Origin of the sequence: Sphingomonas sp. (assembly GCF_025362505.1) — a bacterium.
Classification (GTDB): Bacteria; Pseudomonadota; Alphaproteobacteria; order Sphingomonadales; family Sphingomonadaceae; genus Sphingomicrobium.
The window spans coordinates 12530-27123 of the sequence record NZ_JANYGG010000080.1; the positions used below are offsets into that span (position 1 = coordinate 12530).

Annotated in this window: 17 protein-coding genes; 8 read left to right on the forward strand and 9 right to left on the reverse strand. The window is 64.5% G+C overall.

The window, feature by feature from the left end; genetic code table 11:
- Nucleotides 1-17: 17 nt before the first annotated feature.
- Entirely contained in the window at nt 18-1184 is a 1167-nt protein-coding gene (locus Q0R27_RS08000; protein ID WP_293943140.1) for a penicillin-binding protein activator, read from the reverse strand.
- A gap of 15 nt (nt 1185-1199) precedes the next feature.
- Here Q0R27_RS08000 and rsmI point away from each other — a divergent pair, with 15 nt between their 5' ends.
- Genes rsmI through Q0R27_RS08015 form a run of 3 tightly spaced genes read left to right on the forward strand, consistent with a single transcriptional unit; the run spans nt 1200 to nt 3671 of the window.
- On the forward strand, nt 1200-2039 hold the full coding sequence (gene rsmI / locus Q0R27_RS08005) for a 16S rRNA (cytidine(1402)-2'-O)-methyltransferase (protein ID WP_293943142.1): 840 nt from the start codon (nt 1200-1202) through the stop codon (nt 2037-2039).
- A 37-nt stretch (nt 2040-2076) separates the two neighbouring features.
- The gene (gshB, locus tag Q0R27_RS08010) at nt 2077-3036 is read left to right on the forward strand and encodes a glutathione synthase (RefSeq protein WP_293943145.1); all 960 of its coding nucleotides are present in this window, start codon (nt 2077-2079) and stop codon (nt 3034-3036) included.
- 5 nt (nt 3037-3041) lie between these two features.
- Nucleotides 3042-3671, forward strand: a complete 630-nt coding sequence (locus Q0R27_RS08015; protein WP_293943147.1) for a DedA family protein — start codon at nt 3042-3044, stop codon at nt 3669-3671.
- 159 nt (nt 3672-3830) lie between these two features.
- Here Q0R27_RS08015 and Q0R27_RS08020 read toward each other — a convergent pair whose 3' ends face one another.
- The 4 genes from Q0R27_RS08020 to fsa all read right to left on the reverse strand — a co-directional run bounded on the left by Q0R27_RS08020 (nt 3831) and on the right by fsa (nt 6410).
- Nucleotides 3831-4202, reverse strand: coding sequence for a YraN family protein (locus Q0R27_RS08020; RefSeq protein WP_293943149.1), 372 nt, complete (start codon nt 4200-4202; stop codon nt 3831-3833).
- Nucleotides 4199-5137 (reverse strand): tyrosine-type recombinase/integrase, encoded by a 939-nt coding sequence (locus Q0R27_RS08025; RefSeq protein ID WP_293943151.1) that lies wholly within the window; start codon nt 5135-5137, stop codon nt 4199-4201. Before Q0R27_RS08025 ends, Q0R27_RS08020 begins: the two co-directional genes overlap by 4 nt.
- A complete protein-coding gene (locus Q0R27_RS08030) occupies nt 5122-5682 on the reverse strand; it encodes a DUF484 family protein (protein ID WP_293943153.1) in 561 nt (186 codons plus the stop codon). Before Q0R27_RS08030 ends, Q0R27_RS08025 begins: the two co-directional genes overlap by 16 nt.
- A 74-nt stretch (nt 5683-5756) precedes the next feature.
- Entirely contained in the window at nt 5757-6410 is a 654-nt protein-coding gene (fsa, locus tag Q0R27_RS08035) for a fructose-6-phosphate aldolase (protein ID WP_293943155.1), read from the reverse strand.
- Nucleotides 6411-6490: 80 nt separating this feature from the next.
- Between fsa and Q0R27_RS08040 the strand changes: the two genes are divergently transcribed.
- On the forward strand, nt 6491-7252 hold the full coding sequence (locus Q0R27_RS08040) for an enoyl-CoA hydratase-related protein (protein WP_293943157.1): 762 nt from the start codon (nt 6491-6493) through the stop codon (nt 7250-7252).
- Here the strand turns inward: Q0R27_RS08040 and Q0R27_RS08045 are convergent.
- The 3 genes from Q0R27_RS08045 to Q0R27_RS08055 are packed head-to-tail and all read right to left on the reverse strand — an operon-like array spanning nt 7249 to nt 9334.
- Nucleotides 7249-7638 (reverse strand): TadE/TadG family type IV pilus assembly protein, encoded by a 390-nt coding sequence (locus Q0R27_RS08045; RefSeq protein ID WP_293943159.1) that lies wholly within the window; start codon nt 7636-7638, stop codon nt 7249-7251. The genes Q0R27_RS08040 and Q0R27_RS08045 overlap by 4 nt on opposite strands.
- The gene (locus Q0R27_RS08050; protein ID WP_293943161.1) at nt 7635-8111 is read right to left on the reverse strand and encodes a TadE/TadG family type IV pilus assembly protein; all 477 of its coding nucleotides are present in this window, start codon (nt 8109-8111) and stop codon (nt 7635-7637) included. Before Q0R27_RS08050 ends, Q0R27_RS08045 begins: the two co-directional genes overlap by 4 nt.
- Nucleotides 8108-9334, reverse strand: coding sequence for a Tad domain-containing protein (locus Q0R27_RS08055; RefSeq protein ID WP_293943163.1), 1227 nt, complete (start codon nt 9332-9334; stop codon nt 8108-8110). The genes Q0R27_RS08050 and Q0R27_RS08055 overlap by 4 nt, the downstream gene beginning before the upstream one ends.
- Before the next feature lie 214 nt (nt 9335-9548).
- On the opposite strand from Q0R27_RS08055, the gene Q0R27_RS08060 reads away from it, so the two are divergent.
- Together Q0R27_RS08060 and Q0R27_RS08065 are read left to right on the forward strand one after the other, a co-directional pair.
- Complete coding sequence (locus tag Q0R27_RS08060; RefSeq protein ID WP_293943165.1) at nt 9549-10760, forward strand: toxic anion resistance protein; 1212 nt, start codon at nt 9549-9551, stop codon at nt 10758-10760.
- A 4-nt stretch (nt 10761-10764) separates the two neighbouring features.
- Nucleotides 10765-11508 (forward strand): hypothetical protein, encoded by a 744-nt coding sequence (locus Q0R27_RS08065; RefSeq protein WP_293943167.1) that lies wholly within the window; start codon nt 10765-10767, stop codon nt 11506-11508.
- Here Q0R27_RS08065 and folE read toward each other — a convergent pair.
- Nucleotides 11502-12113: a GTP cyclohydrolase I FolE gene (gene folE, locus Q0R27_RS08070; protein WP_293943169.1), complete on the reverse strand. Its 612-nt coding sequence runs from the start codon at nt 12111-12113 to the stop codon at nt 11502-11504. The two genes, Q0R27_RS08065 and folE, sit on opposite strands and share 7 nt — an antisense overlap.
- A 231-nt stretch (nt 12114-12344) precedes the next feature.
- On the opposite strand from folE, the gene Q0R27_RS08075 reads away from it, so the two are divergent.
- The gene (locus tag Q0R27_RS08075; protein ID WP_293943171.1) at nt 12345-13691 is read left to right on the forward strand and encodes a site-specific integrase; all 1347 of its coding nucleotides are present in this window, start codon (nt 12345-12347) and stop codon (nt 13689-13691) included.
- Entirely contained in the window at nt 13688-14350 is a 663-nt protein-coding gene (locus tag Q0R27_RS08080) for a hypothetical protein (protein WP_293943174.1), read from the forward strand. Before Q0R27_RS08075 ends, Q0R27_RS08080 begins: the two co-directional genes overlap by 4 nt.
- The last annotated feature ends 244 nt before the right edge of the window (nt 14351-14594 follow it).

Consider the following 14594-nt stretch of genomic DNA (forward strand, 5'->3'; position numbering starts at 1 on the left):
ACAGTGGCGATAGGGGCTTAGTCGCCGAAGCTTTTAGCAGCGGGTGACACCGTCGTCGTGCCGGCGGCGGTCACCTGGCGGACCTCGAGCGCGCGGATCGCGACGCCGCGCTTGTCGAAGCGGAAAATCCCGTCGACGCCGGCAAATCCGTCGCGATCGCGGAGCGATCCGGCGGGGAAGCGCGCCCCGATCGGCCAGCTCCGGCTGCTGCGCACCGCCAGCAGCACCGCGTCGTAACCGAGGCTCGCGATCCGGCTCGGCTCGGTGCCGTAGCGCGCGCGATAGCGGGTAACCAGCTGGTTGAACCGCGCATCGGGCGCCGCTGCATACCACGCGCCGCGCAATGCCGGCGTCGCACCGAGCGTGCGGTCGCGGGCCCACAGCTCGGTGCCGAGCAGCCGCGGCCCAACCTTCAGCGCTGGCGCGGCGACCGCGGCGATGCGCCCGGCATCGGCGATCAACACCGCGTCGGCCCCGCCCTTGGCGTTGAGCGAGGCGGCAGCGGCGCGGACCGCGTTGGCGGTGCGGTTGAAGGTCTCGATCGCGACCAGGCGCCCTCCAGTATCGCGCACCGTCTCCAGCATAGCTTGCGCGGCGCGCTGTCCGTAGATGCCTGTTGGCACGAGCGCGGCGAAACGTGTCGCTCCCTTTTGCTTGGCCAGTTCGACGACCCGCTCGATCGACTGGTTCGGTGTGAAGCCGAGAATGTAGACGCCGTTCCCGGCCACCCCCTCGTCGTTCGAGAAGGCGATCAGCGGGACATCGGCGCGGCGCGCGGCGGGCGCGGCGGCGCGAACTTCGTCGGCCAGCAATGGGCCGAGGATCAGGCCATTGCCCTCGGCGACCGCCTTGTTAGCCGCCGCTTCGGCTCCGCCCGCACCGGCGCTGTTATAGATCGTCAGGCGCAGCGTCCGGTCGCCGCTGTCCAACAACGCAAGGTTGGCGGCGTTGGCGATCGACTGGCCGACCGCCGCGTCGGCGCCGGCCAGCGGGACAATCACCGCGACCCGGTTGCGCTGCTCGCTCAAAACGAATCCGTTCGGTTTCGGTGGCTCGACCGGGCCGACAATCGGACCGCGCCCGCCGCCGGTCTGACAGGCGGAGAGCGCAAGCGTCAGGCCGGACAGGGCAGCGGCAATCAGGAAAGTGCGACGCGCTTGCGGCTGGTAGGCAACTGGTGTCATGTCTTGGCCTTCACGATGAACAACGATCCCCTTGCCCCAGGCCTCTATATCGTGGCCACGCCAATCGGCAACTTGGGTGATTTGTCCGCCCGGGCGATCGCGACGCTGCGCGGGGCGGGGCGGATCCTCGCCGAGGACAAGAGAGTAAGCGCCAAGTTGCTCGCCCACGCCGGGGCGACCGCGCCGATGACCGCCTATCACGACCATAGCGACGAGGGATTGCGCGATCGCATCCTCGCCGAGCTTGGCACGAAGGCGATCGCGCTGATCAGCGATGCCGGGACGCCGTTGATTTCCGACCCCGGCTACAAGCTGGTCCGCGCCGCGCGCGCCGCCGGGCACGCGGTCCATACCGTCCCCGGCCCGTGCGCGGCGGTGGCGGCGCTGACCCTCGCCGGGCTGCCGACCGACCGCTTCCTGTTCCTCGGCTTCCTCCCCGCCAAGGCGAAGGCCCGCGCCGACAAGATAGCCGAAGTCGCGGCGGTGCGGGCAAGCCTCATCCTCTACGAAAGCGGCCCGCGTCTGGGCGAAAGTCTCGCCGCCTTGGCAAAGGGGCTCGGAACACGCGACGCGGCGGTGGTGCGCGAGATCAGCAAGCTTCACGAGGAGACCGTCACCGGCACGCTGTCCGAGCTCGCCGCGCGCTATGCCGACACCCCGCCACGCGGCGAAATCGTCATCGTCGTCGGCCCGCCAGCGGAGCGCGCCGAGGCGAGCGACGACGACCTCGACCGCGCGCTCGACGAGGCACTCGCCCGCCTGTCGCCCTCGCGCGCCGCCGCGGAAGTCGCCGCCGCGCTCGGCATCCCGCGCAAGCGTGCCTACGCCCGGGCGCTGGAGCGCGCCGCCGGATAACTTGCCCGCAAGCCCGCCCTCGCCTAGGCGCGCAGCCATGTCCTTGCGCGTCGCCGTCCAGATGGATCCACTCGAATCAATCGGCATCGCCGGCGATTCGAGCTTTGCCCTGATGATCGCGGCGCAATCACGCGGGCACCGGCTGTTTCATTATCTCGCCGAAGATCTGGGCTATGAGGACGGTCGCGTTCGCGCGAACGCCCGACCGGTAAAGGTACGGCAGGTCGAGGGAGATCACTTCGCCGCCGGGGACCCGGTCACGCTCGACCTCGCCGACGACGTCGACGTCATCCTGATGCGCCAGGACCCGCCGTTCGACATCGGCTATATCACCGCGACCTATCTGCTCGAGCGGATCGCGAGCGAGACGCTGGTCGTCAACGACCCCCGTTCGGTCCGCGACGCGCCCGAGAAACTGTTCGTGCTCAATTTCGCGCGCTTCATGCCGCCGACGCTCGTCACCCGCTCGCTTGTCGAACTGCGCACGTTCCACGCGAAGCATGGCGAGATCGTGATGAAGCCGCTCCACGGCAACGCCGGCGCAGCGGTGTTCCGGATCGGCCGCGACGGGAGCAACCTCGCCGCGCTGGCCGAGCTGTTCGGCGCGGTATGGCGCGAACCCTATATCGCCCAGGCCTTCCTCCCCGCCGTGGCCGATGGCGACAAGCGCATCGTGCTGGTCGATGGCGAGGTTGCGGGCGCGATCAACCGCCGTCCGGGCAAGGGCGAAATCCGCTCAAACCTTGCCGCCGGAGGGACCGCCGAGGTGACCGACCTGACGACACGCGAACGCGAAATCTGCGCCGCGCTCGGTCCCGAGCTCAAGCGCCGCGGGCTGATCTTCGTCGGTATCGACGTGATCGGCGGCCACCTAACCGAGATCAACGTCACCTCGCCAACCGGGATCGTGTCGATCGACAAGTTCAACGGCAGCGACACGCCCGCCATGATCTGGAATGCGATCGAGGCCCGGTTGTCGGCGCCACGAGCGATCTGATCACCATGTCCGACTGGGTCATCCGCGTGATCGAGCAGGCCGGCATTCTCGGCGTCGGTTTCCTAATGTTCCTCGAGACGATTTTTCCGCCGATCCCGTCCGAAGTGATCATGCCGATTGCGGGCGTCGCCGCCGCGCGAGGCAAGTTGGTGCTGTGGCAGGTGATCGCGAGCGGCACCACCGGCGCGATGCTCGGCAATATCTTCTGGTATCTCGCCGCGCGCGCGCTCGGCATTCAGCGGCTTCATCCGATCATCGACCGCTGGGGCCAGTGGCTGACGATCAGCTGGCCCGAAGTCGAGCGCAGCCAGCGCTGGTTCGGGATCCACGGCCCACTGTTCGTCCTGATCGGGCGGGTTATCCCGACCATCCGCAGCCTGGTGTCGATCCCGGCCGGGCTGCTGGCGATGCGGTTTCGCAATTTCATCGTCGCCTCGACCATCGGCACCGCGCTGTGGACCGCGTTCCTGGCCGGCGCGGGGTACAAGCTTGGCCAACACTATCACGACATCGATCAGGTCATCGCACCGCTGTCGAGCGCGGTGATCATCGCGCTGATCAGCATCTATGCGTGGCGGTTGTGGGATCACCGCCGATCGAAGAGGGCCAAAAGCGCCGCCGATATGGACGAATAAGAGCTTTCTTTCGAGCCACATCGAAACCGACCGCATCATCCAATACGGTTATTTATAAGTCGCTTAATGCTCTGTCCCGCATCGCTTGCTCGCCGTCGCAGCGGGTTGCTCATGCCCACTGGTCGCCAGCTGCGGCGGCATCCCCCTCCTCCGACCAGGCTAATCACGCCACAGGTTGACGAGGTGCCGCGGCCACTTGCCCGGCACGATGAAGATCGCGTCGACCCGCATGTCGTCGCCGGGCCGGCGATAGCGGTGGAACAGCGTCTCGGCCGCGGCGAACACACGCCGCAGCCGATAGGGATCGAGCGCGAGGTCGGCGGCAAAGTCGGTCGATCGCGCCTTGACCTCGACGAACGCGATCATTCGGCTCCGCCGCGCGACGATGTCGATTTCGCCGACGCGTACCCGTGCGCGCATCGCGAGGATCGACCACCCATGAAAGCGCAGCCACCACGCCGCGATCGTCTCGGCCCGTCGTCCGGCGCGCTCGGCGGCGGCGCGATCGCGAACGGGCCTTGGCGCCGTCAAGCGCGCGGATGCGCGTGGCGGTAGACGTCAAGCAGATGGGCCGCGTCGACCGCGGTATAGATCTGGGTCGATGACAGGCTCGCGTGGCCAAGCAGTTCCTGAAGCGAACGAAGGTCTGCGCCGCGTGCGAGCAGATGGGTGGCAAAACTATGGCGCAGGGCATGCGGGGTGACGCTGTCGGCGAGCCCCAGCCGGGTTCGTGCCGCCCGCACCGCCCGCCGCACGAGGTCGGAGTTGAGCGGCCCACCGCGCACCCCGACGAACAACGGCTGATGCGCCGCGAACGGCCACGGACAGGCCGTCACATAGGCTTCGATCGCCTCGCGCACCGCTGGCAGTACCGGCACGACGCGAGTCTTGCCGCGCTTGCCGGTGACGCGGATCACCGGTCCAAGCGGTAGCGCGCTCGCGGTCAGCGACAGCGCCTCGGACACGCGCAACCCCGAGCCGTAGAGCAGCAACAGGATCGCCAGGTCGCGCTGCCCGACCCACGGCTCGCTGGCGCCATCGGCGGCGTCCTGCGCAAGGCCCATCGCGTCCGCCGGGCTCGCCGGGCGCGGGAGGGTGCGCGGGCGACGCGGAGCTCTGGTCCGTGGCAATTGAGGCTGCATCCCCTGCTCCTCGGCGGCGAATTTGAGGAACCCGCGCACCGCTGACATTTCGCGCGCCGCCGAAGCCGCGCCGAGCCCGCTCGCCCGACGATCGGCGAGGAACGCGCGCAAGTCCGCCGACGACAGTTTCAGCATCGCGAACCGGCCGATCTCCTCGCCGCGATGACGCCCGAGAAACTCGATGAAGCGGTGGGCGGTGGCAACATAGGCGCGCACGGTATGCACCGATCGGCGCCGGTCATGCGCAAGGTGTCCGCCCCACCGCGCCGCGAGCGCGCGGGCGGGATGCGCTTCCCCCAAATCGCTGCCTAGTCGATCAGCCACCGTCGCATGATAGACCCGATGCTTCGCCCGAGGAACAGCATCAATTCCGAACCGTGGCGGCCATCGAGCTTCTGGCTGCTGCGCTGGCCGAGCACCAACAGCCCGCTCGGCAAGGGCGCATCGGCGTCGATCCGAATGAGCGCCTCGGAACGGATCAGGGTGAGCGCCGGGCCAAACAGCGGATGGCCGCGCTCGACGTTGCGCATCGTCACCCCGTTGCTCACCTGCATCGCCCGCGCGACCATCTGCGGCGCGACAAATTGCACCCCGTTGACGTCGGCACGGAATCCCTTGTTCCCGACGATCAGCGCCAGCGCGACCGCATCGAGGCCAAGGATCAACGGCCATTCCTGCGTGATGACATGGAGCAGCGCGTCGAACCCGTCAGCGTCCATCGCCGCCAGCACCGCTTCATGGATCGAGGCGGTGGCACCCGAATGGCCGCGGGCGAAGGCGATAAGGTCCTGATTGGCCTCTTCGGCCGCGCCGAGCCGCTGGCGCAACTGCGCCACCGCGCGTTCCTCGAATGGAATAACCCTTCCCATGCGATGAAGCCTAGGCCGGAACGGGTTAATATCCAGTGGCTGCGATGAAACCGAATTTCGGTTGTGCGAGAGCTTTAACCGATCGCCTGGCCGGTCGCTTCCCAATCCTTGAGGAACGCCGCGATACCATTGTCGGTCTGCGGATGGTTGAACAGCTGCATCAGGATCTTGGTCGGCGCGGTGGCGACGTCGGCGCCGATCTTGGCGGCTTCGACAATGTGCATCGGGTGGCGCACGCTGGCGACCAGGATCTCGGTCGGGAAGTTGTAATTGTCATAAATCATGCGGATGTCGGCGATGAGGTCCATGCCGTTGAAGCCAACATCGTCGAGCCGGCCGACGAACGGCGAGATGAAGCTCGCTCCGGCCTTCGCCGCGATCAGCGCCTGCGCCGCGGAGAAGCACAGCGTCACATTGACCATCGTGCCGTCGCTGGTCAGCGCCTTGCACGTCTTGAGCCCGTCGACCGTCAGCGGCACCTTGATCGCGATATTGTCAGCGATCTTTCGCAGCACTTCGGCCTCGCGCATCATCCCGTCATGATCGAGCGCGACGACCTCGGCCGAGATCGGGCCGGTGGTGATCGTTGCGATCTCGCGCACCGTCTCGATAAAGTCGCGCCCGGCCTTCTTGATCAGCGAGGGGTTGGTCGTCACCCCGTCGAGCAGGCCGGTTTCGGCAAGCTCGCGGATTTCGGAAATGACGGCAGTGTCAGCAAAGAATTTCATGACTGGCCCCTTGGCGCGCGAGAGTTGCATCGCGATAGCGGGGCCGACGGCGAACGTCATCCGATTCGAAGGTACCAACGATGAGCGAGCATGTGCGGATCGAGCGCGACGGCGCGGTGTTGGCGATCACGCTCGCCCGCCCCGAGCGGCGCAACGCGATCACCGTCGCGATGTACGCTGCGCTGGCCGACGCGATCGAGGGGGCGTCAAGCGATCCCGAGCTTCGGCTGATCACGATCCGCGGCGAAGGGGTCGACTTCACCGCCGGCAACGATCTCGCCGACTTCCTCTCCAGTGACCCGGCGCGGGCGAGCGATGACGACATTGCCGTGTGGCGCCTGCTGCGCGCGCTGGCAGCGAACGAGGTCCCGATCGTCGCGGCGGTCCACGGCAATGCGATCGGCATTGGCACGACGATCCTGTTCCACTGCGACCTGGTGATCGCCGAGGAAGGCTGCCGCTTCCTGATGCCGTTCGTCGATTTGGGGCTAGTGCCGGAAGCGGCGAGTTCGCTGCTGCTCCCGCGCCTGGCGGGTCGTCGCGCGGCTGCGAGGCACCTTTTGCTGGGCGAACCCTTCGGGGCCCGCGAAGCGATGCAATTAGGCCTGGCGAGCCACGTAACCGCGAAAGGCGAATTGAGCGCGGCTTACGACCGACTGGTCGCGGCGCTCCTGGCGAAACCGGCCAAGGCCATGCGCCTGACCCAGAAGCTCCTGCGCGCCGCCGACCGTGACGAGGTGGTCGAGCGGATGGGGGTGGAGAACGGCCATTTCTCCGAGCGGCTGGGTTCGGACGAAGTAAAGCAGGCGATCGCCACCTTCTTCGCCAAGCGCGCCGGCTAGAAGCTCAAATACACCCGTTTGCTGCGCACCAACGTGATGTCCGGCGCGGTGAAGAACAGGTAATTGGGGGTGACAGTGTAGGTCACCGATAAATCCTTGTACGACTTGCCGGTCGGGTCTGCGACGGGGTCAGCGACCGTGAACTTACCAACATAGGCCCCGAACAACTTGTTATTGATCTGCGTCTTGATCGCAGTATCGGTTGGCGTCGGGTAGATGGTCGCCAGCCGCGCGCCTTCGCCCAGTGCATGCTGCATCCCCGCGCTTGCCGCCATGATCATCCCGACCTGAAAAATGCCGTAAATGAACAGCAGCAGGATCGGCAGCGCGAACGCCATCTCGATCGTCGCGAGCCCGCGCTCGTCGCGTTTGATCTTGAGGATCATTGGGTGCGCACCGATGTCTTGCCGGTCACCGTATAGGTGCCGTCGGAACTCGCCCCGGCGAACCTCATCGCGAACATCGGCGTATACACCTTGCTAATCGAAACTGACATATAACGACGGGCAATCAACGCGCTGCTGCACACAGAAGTATAACTGGCCTGTCGCGCGCCATCGCATTCAAGCCAGAAATCAACAGTTACCTGATTGGTCGGCACAACGGCTATATTCGCCGCTTCGACCTGAAGCGCGGTGGCAATGGTCGCATCGCCTGATTTCGCCTGGCCATTCATCACCTTCTCGATCGCGGTTTGCGAGGCTTGCTCGAGTTGGAGCTTGGTCGAAAAGCCACGCCCGAGATCGACCATGCCGACCAGAAACAACGCCATGATCGGCGCCGAGATCGCGAGTTCGATGATTACCGCGCCGCGCGCATCGCGCGCCAGCCGGCGAAGGTTGCGACGAACCATCATCATGCCACCAGCCGGACGTGCCGTCCCTTGAACTTGTCGGGATCGGGATAGGTCGGGCAGTTATTCTTGATCTGCGAATTGCCCAAGAAGGAGACCTGCCGCGCAACCAGCTCGATGCACTGGTAGGTAACGCCCGACGTCCCGGTGAACTCGACGTTCTGGCTCGGGAAATAGACCGCGCCCTGGAAGGTCGAGGAGCTGTTGCCGTTGATCTTGTTGGTCGTTCCGCTGGTCGCGCCCCGGTTCTGATAAAACATCAGGCCAGCATAGGTGCCGGTCAGCGGGGCCTTGAGATTGAGCTGTGCGCCGCCGTTGACGGTGATCATGCCGGTCTGCGACGGCGAGTTGTTGGTCAAGATGATCGTGCAGGCATTGCAGTCGATCTTGGCCTGAGAGTTGATGTTGATGTCGCCCGTGATGACGTACGTGCCATCGCCGAGGTGCATGGTGCCCTGAACAGTCATGCTCTTGTAGCAACCCGCCGTAACCGTCGTGTTGTCGCTGGGCTTATCGTTTATTGTGTTATTGCACGGCGACGGGATCGTCGGGGCAGGCACCGACGCGAACGGATCGGGCTGCGGGATGGTGAACGGCAACAGGGTTGTGCCCGTCGCCCAATTGTCGGTCTTGTCGAGCCCACCGACAGCCGCCACTGGGCTCGCCTTGACAAGCGAGCTGCCGAACGCGACCGCCGCATCCATCGAAATCGAATTGGTGATCATGCCGCAGCCGAGATCGACGTTGGCGTTACCGCCAGCGGTGATGCCGGTGGTGTTCGTGCTTTCCAGGCTGACCACGCAATAATCGCCGGTCTGGACGGCCGCAGCGGTCGCGTTGGCGGTGATGATCGGGGTGGTCGACATGAACATTGAACTGAAGCTCAGCGTCTTTTGCACCTGAAGCTGCACCGCGACTGGGTTCGTCCAGTCATTGGCGGCGGCCGGAAAGGTGATCACCGGGGCGGTGAGCAGCGTAATCCCGGTCTGGTTGTTCTTGGTGGTGTCGTTCGTCACTTGGGTCGTGACGTCCTGTCCCGCCATCTTGGCATAGACGCCCGCGACGGCCGCGGAATCCGCCGCGCGCTGGAGCTGGCGCTTCCACAGCGTCCACTGAATCGTGTCGCTGGCGAGACCCGCCGCGCCGACGATCATCGGCATCGCGCCGGCCACCATCAGCAGCGCGTTGCCCCGCTTGTCGCCCAGGATTTTTCGCAGGAACTTCAGCATAAACTTTCCCCGGCGTCGGTTCGCCCTTGGCAGGCAATAGCCAAGACAAGGTATGCGAAGCGTTCAGGTGAGTGGTTAAGACGCTGCTGACCATTGTTGAGGCTTCCCCTTGCGGGACAGCGTCTTACACCTATAATACAGCGAGAAGCGCTTGCGGTGGCGCGGTGGGCCGTCCACCCTTGCCGGCAAACGACGACGAACTGAAGGAAGAACGATGGCCAGCGAACCGACTGCGACGGCGACCGCCACCAAGCTCAAGCTCGACCCGCCCGCGGCGTTGCAGCCGCTGGCGATGCAGGAAGCATCGGGGCTCGTTCCGCTCAAGAGCGAGGAGACGAGCGAGCTCGACAGCAAGGTCGCGACCTATGTCGCCGAACTCGCCGCGCTCGACAGCAACAGTCCCGAGTTCGGCAAGAAGGTCGACCAATTGACGTCGATGGGTCGCAAGGAAATCGCCGACGCGGCGGGCGCCTCGAACCGTTTCCTCGATCGGCCGGTGAAGGCAATCGACAGCGATACCGGGATCGGCTCGGACCTCACCGAACTACGCCGCACGGTCGAAGCACTCGACCCCAAGGCGAACGGCAAGATGATGACCGGGCGCAAGTTCCTCGGCATCATTCCGTTCGGCAACCGCATCAACAATTACTTCGACAAGTATCGCAGCTCGCAAACCCACATCAGCGCGATCCTCGCCCGCCTCGGTAACGGCAAGGACGAGCTGCTGATGGACAATGCCGCGATCGACACCGAGCGCGCGTCGTTGTGGAAGACGATGCATCGGCTCGAGCAGATGATCCACATCTCCAAAAGTCTCGACAAGCAGCTTGAGGACAAAGCTGACGAACTGGACGCAACCGAACCGGCCAAGGCCAAGGCGATCAGGGAGACGGCGCTGTTCTATACGCGCCAGCGGACGACCGATCTGCTGACCCAGATGGCGGTGAGCGTGCAGGGCTACCTTGCGCTCGACCTCGTCAAAAAGAATAATGTCGAGCTTGTCAAAGGGGTTGACCGCGCATCGACGACGACGGTGTCGGCGCTTCGGACCGCGGTGACGGTCGCGCAGGCGATGACCAACCAGCGGCTGGTGCTCGAGCAGGTAACTGCACTCAACACCACCACGGCCAACATGATCGACTCCACGGGTGAACTGCTCCGCACCCAGACTGCCGCGATTCACAGCCAGGCGGCGTCGTCGACCATCCCGCTCGAAACGCTCCAGCGCGCGTTCCAGAACATCTACGAGACGATGGACCAGATCGACCGGTTCAAGGTCGAGGCGCTGGCTAACATGAAGCAGACCGTCGTCACGCTCGGATCGGAGGTCGAGAAGTCGAAGGGCTATATCGCCCGCGCCGAGGGAGTGAACCAGGGCCGGCTCGAGAGCAGTTCGTCGCCGCTGACCCCGATCGAGGCGCGTTGAGCCGATGAGCACCGACAAGGTCGAGCGGGCGATCGCGCGGTTCGATCGCGTCACCCAGTCGCTCGATGCGCGTGATGGAACTTCGAGAGACGCCGCGCGGCGAGAACGCCAGCGACTCAATGCGGGCTTCGGGCGGACCGCTGGCCGGGTCGGCATCGCGATCGCCGCGGTCGGCATCCTGACCATCTTCGTCGGCCTGTTCATGCCGATCGGGATGTTCGGCTTCCTCGCCGCGGTGGCGCTGGCGGTAGGCCTCGCCGCGCTGTTGATCGCAATGCCGGTGCGCGACGCGATTGCCCCGCCCAACGTCGGCGCCGACCTCCCCAACGGGCCGATGGTCGAGCGCTTCGACAGCTATTTGTTCCGCAGCCGCCGCGCACTTCCCGCCCCCGCGCAAACCGAGGTCGACAAGATCAGCGCGATGCTGCCGCGGTTGAAGGAAACCCTCGCCCGGGTCGAGTCGCTCGATCCTGCGGCACAGGACGCGCGCCGGCTGATGTCGCTCCACCTGCCCGGCCTGATCGACCGCTACGTCCACGTGCCCGCCGCTTATCGCGACCAGGCCGATGGCGAGGGGGTCAGCCTTGAGCAGCGGCTCGTCGACGGCCTCGCCGCCGGCCGCGGCAAGCTGGAAGAAGTCGCCGATAATCTGGCGAAATCCGACGTCGCCGCGTTCGAAACCCAAGGACGTTTCATCAAGGCCCGTTACGGCGAGAGCGACGCGCCGACTGGAACTCCGCCTCAGTAACCCATCAGCGAAAAGGCTTCGCGCCGCGAGCGGTTGTCGTCGCGGAAGCAGCCCATGATCCGGCTGGTGATCATCATCACCCCCGGCGTCTTGACCCCGCGCGAGGTCATGCAGGCGTGGCTCGCTTCGATCACCACCACGACGCCGTGCGGGTTTAGCTGCTCCCAGATACAGTCCGCGACCTCGGCGGTGAGCCGTTCCTGGACCTGCAGCCGCCGGGCGAAGCCGTGGAGAACGCGAGCGAGCTTCGAAATTCCCACCACCCGGTCGCGCGGCAGATAGGCGATCGCCGCCTTGCCGTGGATCGGCGCCATGTGATGCTCGCAGTGCGACTGGAACGGAATGTCCTTGAGCAGCACGATCTCGTCATAGCCACCGACTTCTTCGAAAGTCCGCGACAGGAAGGCCGCCGGATCCTCGCCATAGCCGCTCGCATATTCCTTCCACGCGCGCGCGACCCGCACGGGGGTGTCGAGCAGCCCTTCGCGATTGGGATCGTCACCGGCCCAGCGGATCAATGTGCGCACCGCGTCGGCGACTTCGTCAGGCACCGGCAGCTTGGGCGACGGCCGCACCAGGTCGCCATCGTCGGGAGAGGCGGTCATCGAACAGGCTCCTTGGGTGGCGGTTGGTGAATGTTGGTGGCCCCGGAGAGACTCGAACCCCCGACCTTCGGTTTAGGAAGTCCCTGCTACCTATCGCCAAGCGCTATCGCAAGGCCTCAATAGGCATCATGTTGCCAAGTTGTTCGTGTCTCGTTTCGCTTAATGCCCTCATTGGCCTTCACACGTTGCCGCAGGCGTGTTATTCCGGTGCTTATCTCGTAAGGAATGGCCATGGCGACGGGCAAGATCACCAAGACCTCCGTTGAAAGCATCGAACCGCCTTCCATGGGTAAGCGCGCTCATCTGTGGGACGACATCCTAAAGGGCTTCGGGGTCATGGTCACCGATCGTGGGGCACGTTCCTACCTCGTGCAATACCGAATCGGTGGTCGCGGCGCCCCGACGCGGCGGGTTACGATCGGCAAACACGGCTCACCCTGGACGGCAGAAACCGCACGCACCCGCGCGAAGGAACTGCTCCATCAGGTCGACTGCAAGGTCGATCCGTTCGACGCCGTCAAGGCGCAGGTTGAGAAGCAACGGCTGGACAAGGAGCGTGCCCATGCGGCCGCTCACGTAAATGAGCGCCTGGGGTTCTCCGTTTTCGCCGACAGATTTGTCGAGCAGTACGCCAAGGTAAAACAACCGAAGAGCTGGCGCGAGATTGAGGCGATCGTGCGCCGTGATCTCAAGCCCGTGTTCGGTGACCGTCCACTCACTCAAATTACCGACGCCGACATCGTCGAACTGCTCGACCAGCTTCGCGCGCGGGGCGCCACGCCAAGCCTGAAGGCGTACAAAGTTCTTCGTCTTCTATTCGGTTTTGCCAGCGACAAGGAACGCAGGCACCTTCGACCCGCCGCGTCGCCCATGCTGGGAATCAAGCCGCCCGCTGCTGCGGGTAAGCGCGAACGCATCCTCTCCGACGTAGAGCTACGCTACGCTTGGCTCGGCGCGGGAGGACTGGGCTGGCCGTTCGGACCGATCGTTCGCCTTCTCATCCTGACCGGTCAACGCCGGGACGAGGTTGCGGGCATGGCTTGGCCCGAGATCGACAAGGTCCGTAAACAATGGGTACTGCCGGGCGTGCGCTCGAAAAACGGGCTGCCGAATCTCGTGCCCTTGAGTCCCCCTGCCCTTTCGATTGTTGATGATGTCCCTGTCCTGCCCGGCAAGGCTGGACTGTTGTTCACGACGACGGGTGAGACGCCCGTGTCGGGCTTCTCGCGGGTTAAGGCCCGGCTCGATGCCTCCATGCTCGACCTGATGCGCCGTGACGCGGTCGATGCCGGTGCGGATGCCGATACGATCGATGCATTGCGGGTTGAGCCGTGGGTCATCCATGACCTCCGGCGCACGGCTGCGACTGGGCTGCAACGGCTGAAATTCCCGACTGAAGTAATCGAGGCCGTCCTCAACCATCAAAGCGGGAGCAAGGCCGGGATCGTCGGTCGGTATCAGCTTTACAAATTCGAGAAGGAAAAGCGGGCGGCGCTGGAAAAGTGGGGCCGCCATGTGACATCATTGTTGGCCACTTCCACGCCGTCAAACGTAGTGATGATCGGATCGGCCTCGTGACCGAGCCATTACTCGACCGCGACTTCTGGCTCGAACGTTCGGAATGGCCGATTGGCAACGGCGGCTGGACTTTCCTCGGTGACGCTTTCGACGACGTAGGCAGGGCATTAGCGGGTGATGATTGGTCGGGAAGTGAGGTCACCACCTATCGGTCCAATGTCCCCGCGCGCGCCCTTCTCGAAAAGACGATGGAGTGGATTGCCGGTCGATGTCGTGACGGGGATATTCGGACAGCGATCCAACGTTCAGGGGAAGTTGAGATCTCCGATTACTCGCCGCCGATCTGGAATATTCGGCCGGCTGCTAGACGATTTTATCGGTGTGGCTTCCATCCCGGTTCACCCCTTTCTCGTTTCGACGCCGAGAGTAGGTTCGCCTACATTTTTTTGAACCAGGAAGACCTCTCGAATGAGATCGCCGGGCTCCTCCACGCAAGTGCCGTGGTGACAGCCGTCGACCTATCCACATACTCTGATCATCTGCAGTTTGCAGTTGGCCTCGCCAAGAGGTGGAATTTCAATCGCGACTACAAGCCTCCGAAGCGAGTCTCCCTTACCAGTGACATTCAAGACGCTTGGACCGCGACCAGGCAATCAACGCTGTCTCCTGAAGCCGCCGAACGGATCGGCTTCATCCTAAAAGGCTTCCAGCCCCACTAATTGTCCGACACCGCCATGCGCAGAAAATAGCGGTTATTGAAGAGTGTCCGACACTTCAAACTGCCAGAGTCCCCCCTCCATCCGACAATGCCGGGTGGGACGTAGGTCGAAAATGCTGACATTTAGTCTCCCGTCTTCGTTGGGCTTCACCAGTGATGATGCGCCACCGGACGCTATCCGGTGATGCTCACGGGAAATTAACATGACCCAAGGATACCTCCGCACTCCTAGAGCCGCGCACTAT

Excerpts from the sequence above, each read along its gene's own strand:
- Q0R27_RS08040 (WP_293943157.1), top strand. The coding sequence starts at position 6,491 with ATGAGCGAGCATGTGCGGATCGAGCGCGACGGCGCGGTGTTGGCGATC.
- Q0R27_RS08065 (WP_293943167.1), top strand. The coding sequence starts at position 10,765 with ATGAGCACCGACAAGGTCGAGCGGGCGATCGCGCGGTTCGATCGCGTC.
- fsa (WP_293943155.1), bottom strand. The coding sequence starts at position 6,410 with ATGAAATTCTTTGCTGACACTGCCGTCATTTCCGAAATCCGCGAGCTT.
- rsmI (WP_293943142.1), top strand. The coding sequence starts at position 1,200 with ATGAACAACGATCCCCTTGCCCCAGGCCTCTATATCGTGGCCACGCCA.
- Q0R27_RS08045 (WP_293943159.1), bottom strand. The coding sequence starts at position 7,638 with ATGATCCTCAAGATCAAACGCGACGAGCGCGGGCTCGCGACGATCGAG.
- Q0R27_RS08055 (WP_293943163.1), bottom strand. The coding sequence starts at position 9,334 with ATGCTGAAGTTCCTGCGAAAAATCCTGGGCGACAAGCGGGGCAACGCG.
- Q0R27_RS08030 (WP_293943153.1), bottom strand. The coding sequence starts at position 5,682 with ATGGGAAGGGTTATTCCATTCGAGGAACGCGCGGTGGCGCAGTTGCGC.
- Q0R27_RS08060 (WP_293943165.1), top strand. The coding sequence starts at position 9,549 with ATGGCCAGCGAACCGACTGCGACGGCGACCGCCACCAAGCTCAAGCTC.
- gshB (WP_293943145.1), top strand. The coding sequence starts at position 2,077 with ATGTCCTTGCGCGTCGCCGTCCAGATGGATCCACTCGAATCAATCGGC.
- Q0R27_RS08050 (WP_293943161.1), bottom strand. The coding sequence starts at position 8,111 with ATGATGATGGTTCGTCGCAACCTTCGCCGGCTGGCGCGCGATGCGCGC.
- Q0R27_RS08000 (WP_293943140.1), bottom strand. The coding sequence starts at position 1,184 with ATGACACCAGTTGCCTACCAGCCGCAAGCGCGTCGCACTTTCCTGATT.
- folE (WP_293943169.1), bottom strand. The coding sequence starts at position 12,113 with ATGACCGCCTCTCCCGACGATGGCGACCTGGTGCGGCCGTCGCCCAAG.
- Q0R27_RS08015 (WP_293943147.1), top strand. The coding sequence starts at position 3,042 with ATGTCCGACTGGGTCATCCGCGTGATCGAGCAGGCCGGCATTCTCGGC.
- Q0R27_RS08075 (WP_293943171.1), top strand. The coding sequence starts at position 12,345 with ATGGCGACGGGCAAGATCACCAAGACCTCCGTTGAAAGCATCGAACCG.